Origin of the sequence: Sphingomonas aracearum (genome assembly GCF_003345355.1) — a bacterium.
Lineage (GTDB): Bacteria > Pseudomonadota > Alphaproteobacteria > Sphingomonadales > Sphingomonadaceae > Sphingomonas > Sphingomonas aracearum.
The window spans coordinates 1,510,981-1,519,565 of sequence record NZ_QQNB01000001.1 but is presented as its reverse complement, the minus strand read 5'-3'; the positions used below and the strand labels follow the sequence as shown (position 1 = coordinate 1,519,565).

5 protein-coding genes, 1 tRNA gene and 1 pseudogene are annotated in these 8,585 nt (G+C 67.4%); 4 read left to right on the top strand and 3 right to left on the bottom strand.

Annotation, left to right across the window (positions count from 1 at the left end; translation table 11 throughout):
- Positions 1–49: 49 nt before the first annotated feature.
- Positions 50–126, top strand: a tRNA-Met gene (locus DVW87_RS07115).
- A 398-nt stretch (positions 127–524) separates the two neighbouring features.
- Here the strand turns inward: DVW87_RS07115 and DVW87_RS07110 are convergent.
- The 3 genes and pseudogenes from DVW87_RS07110 to DVW87_RS07100 all read right to left on the bottom strand — a co-directional run bounded on the left by DVW87_RS07110 (position 525) and on the right by DVW87_RS07100 (position 3,962).
- Positions 525–1,787: a DUF3526 domain-containing protein gene (locus DVW87_RS07110; RefSeq protein WP_114686962.1), complete on the bottom strand. Its 1,263-nt coding sequence runs from the start codon at positions 1,785–1,787 to the stop codon at positions 525–527.
- Positions 1,787–3,237: pseudogene (locus DVW87_RS07105) on the bottom strand (ABC transporter permease). Before DVW87_RS07105 ends, DVW87_RS07110 begins: the two are co-directional and overlap by 1 nt.
- Positions 3,234–3,962: an ABC transporter ATP-binding protein gene (locus DVW87_RS07100; RefSeq protein WP_114686961.1), complete on the bottom strand. Its 729-nt coding sequence runs from the start codon at positions 3,960–3,962 to the stop codon at positions 3,234–3,236. The pseudogene DVW87_RS07105 and the gene DVW87_RS07100 overlap by 4 nt, the downstream one beginning before the upstream one ends.
- Positions 3,963–4,176: 214 nt before the next feature.
- On the opposite strand from DVW87_RS07100, the gene DVW87_RS07095 reads away from it, so the two are divergent.
- The 3 genes from DVW87_RS07095 to DVW87_RS18480 all read left to right on the top strand — a co-directional run bounded on the left by DVW87_RS07095 (position 4,177) and on the right by DVW87_RS18480 (position 8,373).
- Complete coding sequence (locus DVW87_RS07095; RefSeq protein WP_239017813.1) at positions 4,177–6,276, top strand: TonB-dependent siderophore receptor; 2,100 nt, start codon at positions 4,177–4,179, stop codon at positions 6,274–6,276.
- 12 nt (positions 6,277–6,288) lie between these two features.
- A complete protein-coding gene (locus DVW87_RS07090) occupies positions 6,289–8,073 on the top strand; it encodes a M14 family metallopeptidase (protein WP_114686959.1) in 1,785 nt (594 codons plus the stop codon).
- A 165-nt stretch (positions 8,074–8,238) separates the two neighbouring features.
- The gene (locus tag DVW87_RS18480) at positions 8,239–8,373 is read left to right on the top strand and encodes a helix-turn-helix domain-containing protein (protein ID WP_114686958.1); all 135 of its coding nucleotides are present in this window, start codon (positions 8,239–8,241) and stop codon (positions 8,371–8,373) included.
- The last annotated feature ends 212 nt before the right edge of the window (positions 8,374–8,585 follow it).

Genomic DNA, 8,585 nt, shown 5'->3' with positions numbered 1-8,585 from the left:
ACCCGTCCCTGCACGCAACAAGCGTCACAACAAGCGGATCAGATGGTGGCGCGGGGTGGAGCAGCCCGGTAGCTCGTCAGGCTCATAACCTGAAGGTCACAGGTTCAAATCCTGTCCCCGCAACCAACTTCATTTGCGACGCCCCCGAAGCAACCGCTTCGGGGGCGTCGCGCGTTAGACCTTTAACGCGCTCGCCGTTCCCGTCATATTCGATGCGCTTATCGTAGCCGAAGGCGACCTCGCCGGGTTTCTCGCCGATGGCGTGTGGGGCGAGCGCGTTCCGGAATTTCAGGCTGATTGCTCTGAGCTGTTCGGCGTTGATGGTCCCCCATGCCGATGTGCAGCGGGTCCACCGCGCGCGCCGAGCACCAGCACGTGCACAGCAGGGGGCGCGTGCTCGGCAAGCGGGATTGCCGTCATCCGATGCACCGCGTCTATGCCGGGCACGAAGCGGCGCGGTCCGTCCGCATGATGCGCGATGCGCTCACGATCGGAGAACATCTCCTGGAACAACCCGGTTGCTGTCAGCCAAGGGGAGCATCCTCGAAACGTGGCGCACGGCGGAAATCGGCGCGGGTGAAGGGGCGGTCGCGGAACAGGTAGCCATAGTAGAACTGCCGCAGCTGCGCATGATAGGCGCGGACCCGGTCCTGATAGGCAAGCTGTGCCGCGAGATCTGTGTGCGCCAGTCGGGTCAGCAGCGCCTGCACGCCGACCGACGGCAGCACCCACCCAAGCGCCCGTCCGGCCGTGTCGCGTGCCTGCAGGGCTTCTCGATAGGCGCGCACCTTGGGCGCGACGCTTTCGTCGCCATTCTGATGGAAAGCGAGGTACCATTTGTAGTGGAACTCGGGGCCGAGCGGCGGCGAGTCCGCCCATTCGGGCTGGCTGGCGTAGAAGCGGCGCATGGTGTTCTCGCGCGGCACGTCCCACGCGTCGTTCACCGCCTCGCGCTGCGCCAGCGCGATCTCGGCTCCCTGGCCCACCGGCAGGTTGGCGTTGATGAGGACGTTGGCGAGGGTCGGCACGACCAGCACCAGCACCAGCCATGCGGCCGCCAGCGTGGCGGCGTTGGCGACGGAGCTCCAGCGCAGGCGCCCGACCAGCATGGCCACCGCCACCCAGAACAACAGGTACGCGAAGACGAGCGCGAGGACGATCAGGATGGTGACAGGCCCGACGCCTTGGAGGATTGCAGCGACCGCAAACGGCAGCGCCAGCGCCGCCCAGAGCAGCGCCAGCCGCAGGCGGGTGCGCCGCCGCCACAGCGCCCGGCCGCCGTGCGGCAGCGCCTGCAGCGTGCGCTCCCGACCGGCTTCGCGCTCTCCCGACACCAGATCGTGCAACAGCGCGATTACGAACAGCGGCGCGAGGAAGACCAGCACGAAGGCGAAATCGAACCGGCCGGGGAGGGCGAGCTCGGGGTTGAAGGTGTCCCCGTCATGGATCTGGGCTTCCAGTCCCAGCGCGCGGACGCGCAGAATGTAGGGAGACACGTCTCGCATCCCCAATGCCGCAAAGGCGAGTGGCGCGGGGGCGTCCCAGGTCGGATGGAAGCTGTAATAGGCAGCGCTTCCGGCATCCTTCGTGCGATCAACATAATCGACGACGGCGCCGATATCCTCCCCCTGTGCCGCTGGGATCGCCGCAATGGCGGCGCGCTGCCGTGCGACTTCCGCCATTCCCGCCGCGAGCGATCCGGCGGTCAGCAGCGCCAGCAGCGCGAGCGAGAGGACGGTCAGCCGTTGGCGCAGCAGCAGCCGGAACTCATGCAGGAAAAGGGTCATCAGCGTGCCTTCAGTCTGCGCGTGGCAACCGCCAGCAGCGCTGCGGCGAGCACCAGCCAGCCCAGCACCACCGCCAGCCCGGGCAAGGCCCGGCCCGCCAGCGTCGCGCCGGTCGGTGCGGTGAAATGGAAATCGGGGGCGCTTCGCCAGTTGCCGGCCGCGATGCGCTTGCGACGGTCGGCTCCTGCATCCTCCGCCGAGTCGTCGGCGTAGCTCACCGCCTCCGCCTGGAGCCGGTTGAGCCGCTGCACCAGCACGTAGCGGAAGGCTTCCGCCTGCTCCAGGAACCGGCGGTGGCCGGCGAGATCGGTGCCGGCCGCCGCCATGGACATCGAGCGAAGCGCGATGGCGGGGCTTGCGAGCGCCACGGCATCGACCACGCCGTTCTGCCGCTCCTGCGCGGCAAAGCTGTCCGCGGCATAACGGTTGAACAGCGAGGACGTCATCCGCTCGCCCTCGAGCGCCACCACGCCCTTGTAGTTGACCGGCAGATCCTCGACCTTCGCCACGCCGTAGCGATCGAGCACCGATTGCTTGAAGGCGGCGAAATGCAGGTCGTCGGGATTGTGGCTGTCGCCCATCCGGCGCAGGTCGCGCGCGATCGCGACATCGGTCTGCATGCGGTTGAGCAGCGGCACGCTGGCGCTCGCCACGTCCGGGGCCACGCGGGGCAGCAGCACCACGGCCACCGCCCAGATCGCGATCAGCGCCAGCAACGCGTCCCGGCTGCGGCGTACGAGGATGGAGACGAGGAGGATCAGCACCGCCCACAGCGCGAGATAGGCGAGGTAGCCGGCGGCGATCACCAGCATCGGCAGCGCGAGCGCGCCCGGCTGACCGGCGATCAGGGCGAAGCCGATCAGCGCCGGCACCGCGGCAAGCACCGCCACCGTGCCCAGCGCCATGAGCTTGCCGCGCACCACCTGCCCGCGCGTCGCGCCTTGCAGCAGCAACAGGCGCAGGGTCCCGCGCTCGGTTTCCCGCGCTAGGGCGCCATAGCCGAGAAAGATCAGCAGCAACGGCGCCACCACCTGCAGGACGAAGGCGGGGGTGAGCTGGCCGAACCGAACCAGCAGCGAGCTTTGGCGAACGTCGCCGAAATTGGCGGTGTTCTGGCGATGTCCCTCCAGGAACATGCTGCTGCCCGTGAACGCGTCCACCCCGGGATCGAAGGCGGCGAGGGGGCCCAGCGGACGGAAGATGAAGGTCCGTAATGCACCATGCGGTGCGGGTGGCGATCGGGTTGCGCGTCGAACGCGGCTTCGGCGGCATGGGCATGGCGCGCGCGCAGCTCCGCGATGCCGCGCTGGTGCGACCAGCTGGTCGCCACCGCCACCAGCGTGAGCAGCACCAGCAACGCGACCGCGATCACCGCGACGCGGTTGCGCAGCATCAGCCGCAGCTCGTCCAGCGCGATCAGGCGCGTGATGGTGGAGCGGGAGGCGGTCATGCCGCAATCCGTTCGGCATCCACCTGGAAGCGGGCATGCAGCGCGCGCACGTCGAACCGCTCGGGGCCGCTCGCCGCGATGTCGTACGCCACGCGACCGGCTTCCAGAAAGGCGATGGTGTCGGCGATGTCGGCCGCCGACAGCAGATCGTGCGTGACCATCAGCACCGCCGTGCCGCGCGCCCGGACTTGCGCCAGCAGCGCGTTGAAATCCGCGGTCGCGCGGGGATCGAGGCCGGATGTCGGCTCGTCGAGGAGCAGCACCGGCACCTGTCGCAGCAACGCAACCGCGATGGCGACCTTCTGCCGCATGCCCTTCGAAAAGCCGCCGAGGCGCTGGTCCCAGGCGCGGTCCTGAAGGCCAGCGGCCGCCAGAGCATCGGTGATCGCGGCACGGCCTTGTCGCTCGCCCGAAAGCGCCAGCAGATAATCGGCGTTCTCCACCGCGGAGAGATGCTCATACAGCGCCACGTTTTCCGGCAGGTAGGCGATGCGTCGGCGCGCGCCGTCCGGATCGGCGACGGGATCGGTCCCGCACACCGATACAGTTCCCGCATCGCCGCGGGCAAAGCCGAGCAGCGCCGAGAGCGTGGTCGACTTCCCGGCGCCGTTTCCGCCCAGCAAGGCGGTGATGCTGCCCGCGGCCACGGTGAGCGAAAGACCGTCGAGAACACGATGCTCGCCGTAGGATAGGGTCAGGTCCGTGATCTGGATGGGGTCGGTCATCGCTTCCGTTCCGGCTTTCTGGTCAACGCAGGGGCTCATGCCGCATTGCAGCGCGAGTAACAATATATCATTTGACGTCGGTATAACATCACATGCATGGGCGCCGGACAAGGCCATGACGAGCGCTTTCTCGAGGCCTCACAAGGGGATTTTCATCGTGCGTTTTTGCAGCCGCGCCCGGCTTGTCACCGGTGCCTTGCCTGTTGCCATCGCAATGGCGGCGTCGCCGGCATCGGCCCAGACCGTGGAGGTCGCGGAGGCGGAGCGGGAAGGCGAGGACATCCTCGTCACCGGCGTGCGCCAGTCCTATCGCGGCAACTTCCGTCTCAACGAAATTCCGCAGGCGATCGCGACGATCGACGAGGCGGTGATCGAGCAGAACAACATCCTGCGCCTGACCGATGCGCTGGACCTGAACGCCTCCGTCGTGCGGCAGAACACGCTGGGCGGGCTGTGGGACAGTTTCGCCGTGCGCGGCTTTGCCGGCGACGAGAACCTGCCGAGCGGGTATCTGGTCAACGGCTTCAACGCCGGGCGCGGTTTCAGCGGGCAGCGCGATGTCGCCGGGATCGAGCGGGTCGAGGTGCTGAAGGGGCCGGCCGCCGCCGTGCTGGGCCGGGGCGAGCCGGGAGGGTCGATCAACCTCGTCACCAAACAGGCGGAACTCGGCCGCAGCTTCGGCACCGCCTCGCTTCAGTATCGCAGCTTCGACACGGTGCGCGCGGAGGGCGACGCCAACATCGCCCTGACCGGCAACCTCACCGCGCGATTGATCGGCTATGCGGAAAGCGGCGACACCTTCCGCGACCATGTCGACCAGAAGCGCTGGGGGTTCCTGCCGTCGATCGGTGTCGGCATCGGGAGCTCCACCCGCCTGACCTATGATTTCGAGTGGACGCGCGTGGAGGTGCCGTTCGATCGCGGGATCGTGGTGCTGAACGGCGATTTCGGCCTCGTGCCCCGCGACCGTTTCCTGGGCGAGCCGAGCGATGGCGACACCGTCGCCCGTGCCACCGGGCACCAGCTTCGCCTCCAGCACGATTTCAGCGACCGCTGGAGCCTGCTGGTCGGCGCCAGCCACCGGGATACGCGTCTGACGGGCGCGTCATCGGATGCCGAGACTGCGCGCGCACGGCAGAAGCTGTTCGTGGACGGCCGCTCGCTGTCCCGTCAGCGCCGCACGCGACGCTACACGTCGGAGCACAGCGTAGTGCGCGCCGAGCTCTCGGGTGAGTTCGAGACGGGCACCCTGCGCCATCGCGTGCTGATCGGCGGGGATTTCGACTATTTCGATACCGATCAGTTCTTCACGCGCTACCGTGGTCCGGTGGTGACGGCGACCACCAGCGATCAGGCGGGCTATGTGCTGGATCTGCAGAACCCGGTTTATAGTCGCTGGCCCGTGCCGGTGACGGCGCCGATCACGGACAGACTGGACGTGCAGCGCACCATGGGTGCCTATGTCCAGGACCAGATCAGCCTCACCGACCGGCTTCAGGTGCGGATCGGCGGTCGTTACGACGATTTCCTCCTGCGCGTCGACAACCGGCTCACCAGCGTGCTCGGCCGTCGCAAGCGCAGCCGCTTCAGCCCGCAGGCCGGCATCGTCTACGAATTGAGCAACCCGCTTTCGCTCTACGCCGGCTATGGCGAGGGGTATCGCGCCAATATCGGTGCCGATGCGGTCGGCAACGTGTTCGAGCCGGAAACGAGCAAGTCGATCGAAGCGGGCATCAAGCTCTCCGCGCTCGGCGGGCGGCTGACGGGTACGCTGACGGTATATCAGCTCGACAAGTCGAACGTGCTGGCGACCGATACGCTCAACCCCGGCTTCTCCGTCGCGATCGGCGAGGCGCGCAGCCGCGGCGTGGAGCTCGACGTCAACGGGCGCCTGCCGGGCGGTGTCGATGTGCTGCTGAGCTATGCCTATACCGACGCGGAGGCGCGCTCGCGCGTGCTGGACCCGAACTTCTCGTTCCAGATCGAGCCGGGCGATCCGCTCATCAACATCCCGGACCATAATCTGAACCTGCAGGCGGCGAAGCATCTCACCTTTGGCGATCGCAAGGCGACGATCGGAGCCGGCGTGCAATATGTCGGTGAACGCAACGGAGAAACGGGGACCGACTTCAAGCTGCCGTCGCATATTCTGGCGCGTGTGTTCGGTCAGGTCGACGTGACCGATGGCGTTGAGCTGTTCGGCTCCGTCACCAACCTGTTCGACGAGCATTGGTACGCCAACAGCTACTCGCCTGTCTGGGTGCAGCCCGGCGCACCGCGCACCGCCACGATCGGCCTGCGTGCCAGCTTTTGACGTGAGGACCTGATGCAGTTTCCGCTTTTCGCGCTGTCGGCGCTCGCCCTTCTTTCCTCGTCGCCCGTGCTGGCGCAGGACGATCTGCCCCAGTCCGTCCTGCCGCCTGCCTTGCCCTGGTCGGGGGCGAGCGAGCGCCTGATCGCGGCGGAGGACGATCCATGGATCACGCCCGCCGAGCGCGCGAATTTCGCCACCACGCCGCGCTACGCGGAGGTGCGCGCCTGGCTCGAACGGCTTGCTGCCGCGTCGCCGCTGGTGACGGTGGAGACGTTCGGGCGCACGGGGGAGGGGCGCGACCTGCTGATGGTGCGCGCGCATAAGGGCGCGGCGGGCAAGCCCGCCGTGCTGGTGCAGGCCGGCATCCATTCGGGCGAGATCGACGGCAAGGACGCCGGGCTGATGCTGCTGCGCGACATCGCCACCAAGGGTCGGGACGATCTGCTCGACCGGGTCGATCTGGTGTTCGTGCCGATCTACAACATCGACGGGCACGAGCGGATGAGCCGCTGGAACTTCCCCGCGCTGCGCGGTCCGCTGGAAAAGGGCTTCGTCGCCAACGCGCGCAACATCAACCTGAACCGCGATTACGCCAAGGCGGACGCGCCGGAGACACGCGCCACCATCGCGCTGCTGCGGCGGCTCGATCCGATCCTGTATGTCGACTGCCACGTCTCCGACGGCTTCGACATGCAATATGACATCACCTTCACCTATGCCGGCTGGGGCCGCTACGCCTATCACCGTGCCACGGCAGACTGGCTGATGGCGCGCTTCACGCCGCAGGTGACGGCCGCGCTGGAGCGGGCAGGGCATGTGCCGACGATCTATCCCAGCCCCATCGACACCCGCGCGCCCGAAAAGGGCATCCGCCAGGCGCCGGAAGGTCCGCGCTATTCGACCGGGTACGGCGACTTCATCGGCGTGCCCACCGTGCTGGTCGAGAACCACATGCTCAAGCCGTACCGCCAGCGGGTGCTGGGCACCCGCGTGCTGCTGGAAGCGGCGCTGAAGCTGGCGGCCGAGGATCGCGTTCGCATTGCCCGTGCGAAGGCGACCGATCGTGCGAGGCGCCCCGCGACGATGCTCGCCCGGTGGAAGCCCGCATCCAAGCCCATCGGCTGGATCGACGGCTTCAAGGGCGTGGCGTTCGATACCTATCGCTCGCCGGCATCCGGGCGGGTGGAGCAGCGCTGGACCGGGCGACCGATTGCCTTTCGCATGCCGATCATCGGGCAGGAGCCGGTGGAGACGGTGACATTGCCGAAGGCCTGGTGGGTGCCGCAGGAGCAGGGGGAGGTGATCGACCGGCTGCGGCTGCACGGCATCCGCTTCAAGACGATCGACGCGCCTCGTACGCTGACGCTGGATCGCGCCCGTCTGCAGGATGCGGTGGTGCAGCGCGCACAGGACGGACGTTACCCGCTCCGTGCCACCATCACGCACGGGGAGGTGCGCGAAACCCTGCCGGCCGGCACGATCCGGGTACCGGCCGATCAGCCGCTCGGGCTGCTGGCTGCTGCGCTGCTGGAGCCCGAGGCGCCGGACTCTTTCCTTGCCTGGGGCTTCTTCCCGGAAATGCTGTCGTCCCCGCCCGGCAGCGAAGCCTTTGTCCGTGCACCGCTGGCAGAAGCGATGCTGGCGCGGGATGCGGCGCTGCGCCAGGCGTTCGAGGCAAAACTGTCGGCGGAACCGAGCTTCGCTGCCGATCCGGACGCGCGGCTTGCCTGGATCACCGCCCAGGCGGCCGGCCAGGCGCCGTTCACCTTGACCTACCCGATCCTGCGGGAACGGTGAAGCGAGCATATGTCGATGTAGGGGGCACTTAAGCGATCAATTCCCCTCACATGAACAAGCGGCAGGTTTCGGGCAGCAAGAAGGCGCGCGCGTCAATGACCGGTTCCGGGTCTGCTCAGACCTCCGTCTACGCACTGACGCCGACCGACCCTCTACGACGCCGCGATGACCTCCTCCGGCAGCATGACCAACTGGCTGGACCGGCTGGAGAAGGCGAAGCTCAGTTGTCGTCGCCGCAATCCCGCCGATGGCCGCGGCGTGCTGGTCGCAAACGGCCTCGCGGTCACCGGGTACCGTTAGAAATTCGTTGGAAACACGGGTGGGAAGCGGACGAGATGTGTTTTCTGCACCACATGAACTCCGGGCGAGCGCTAAAAGCCTGCTGCGAGCAGAGATGTTATGCAGCTCGGCTGTCCTAAAAAGCTACGAATAGACAGCGCCCGGGTGAATGACCGATGAGACAAGGGTGTCAAAAGCAGATGTACGTCGATTGACGAAATGACTAGCTGTTC

What these genes read in the sequence shown, in the direction of transcription:
- DVW87_RS18480 (WP_114686958.1), top strand. Translation starts at nt 8,239, where the DNA reads ATGACCTCCTCCGGCAGCATGACCAACTGGCTGGACCGGCTGGAGAAG.
- DVW87_RS07090 (WP_114686959.1), top strand. Translation starts at nt 6,289, where the DNA reads ATGCAGTTTCCGCTTTTCGCGCTGTCGGCGCTCGCCCTTCTTTCCTCG.
- DVW87_RS07100 (WP_114686961.1), bottom strand. Translation starts at nt 3,962, where the DNA reads ATGACCGACCCCATCCAGATCACGGACCTGACCCTATCCTACGGCGAG.
- DVW87_RS07110 (WP_114686962.1), bottom strand. Translation starts at nt 1,787, where the DNA reads ATGACCCTTTTCCTGCATGAGTTCCGGCTGCTGCTGCGCCAACGGCTG.
- DVW87_RS07095 (WP_239017813.1), top strand. Translation starts at nt 4,177, where the DNA reads ATGGCGGCGTCGCCGGCATCGGCCCAGACCGTGGAGGTCGCGGAGGCG.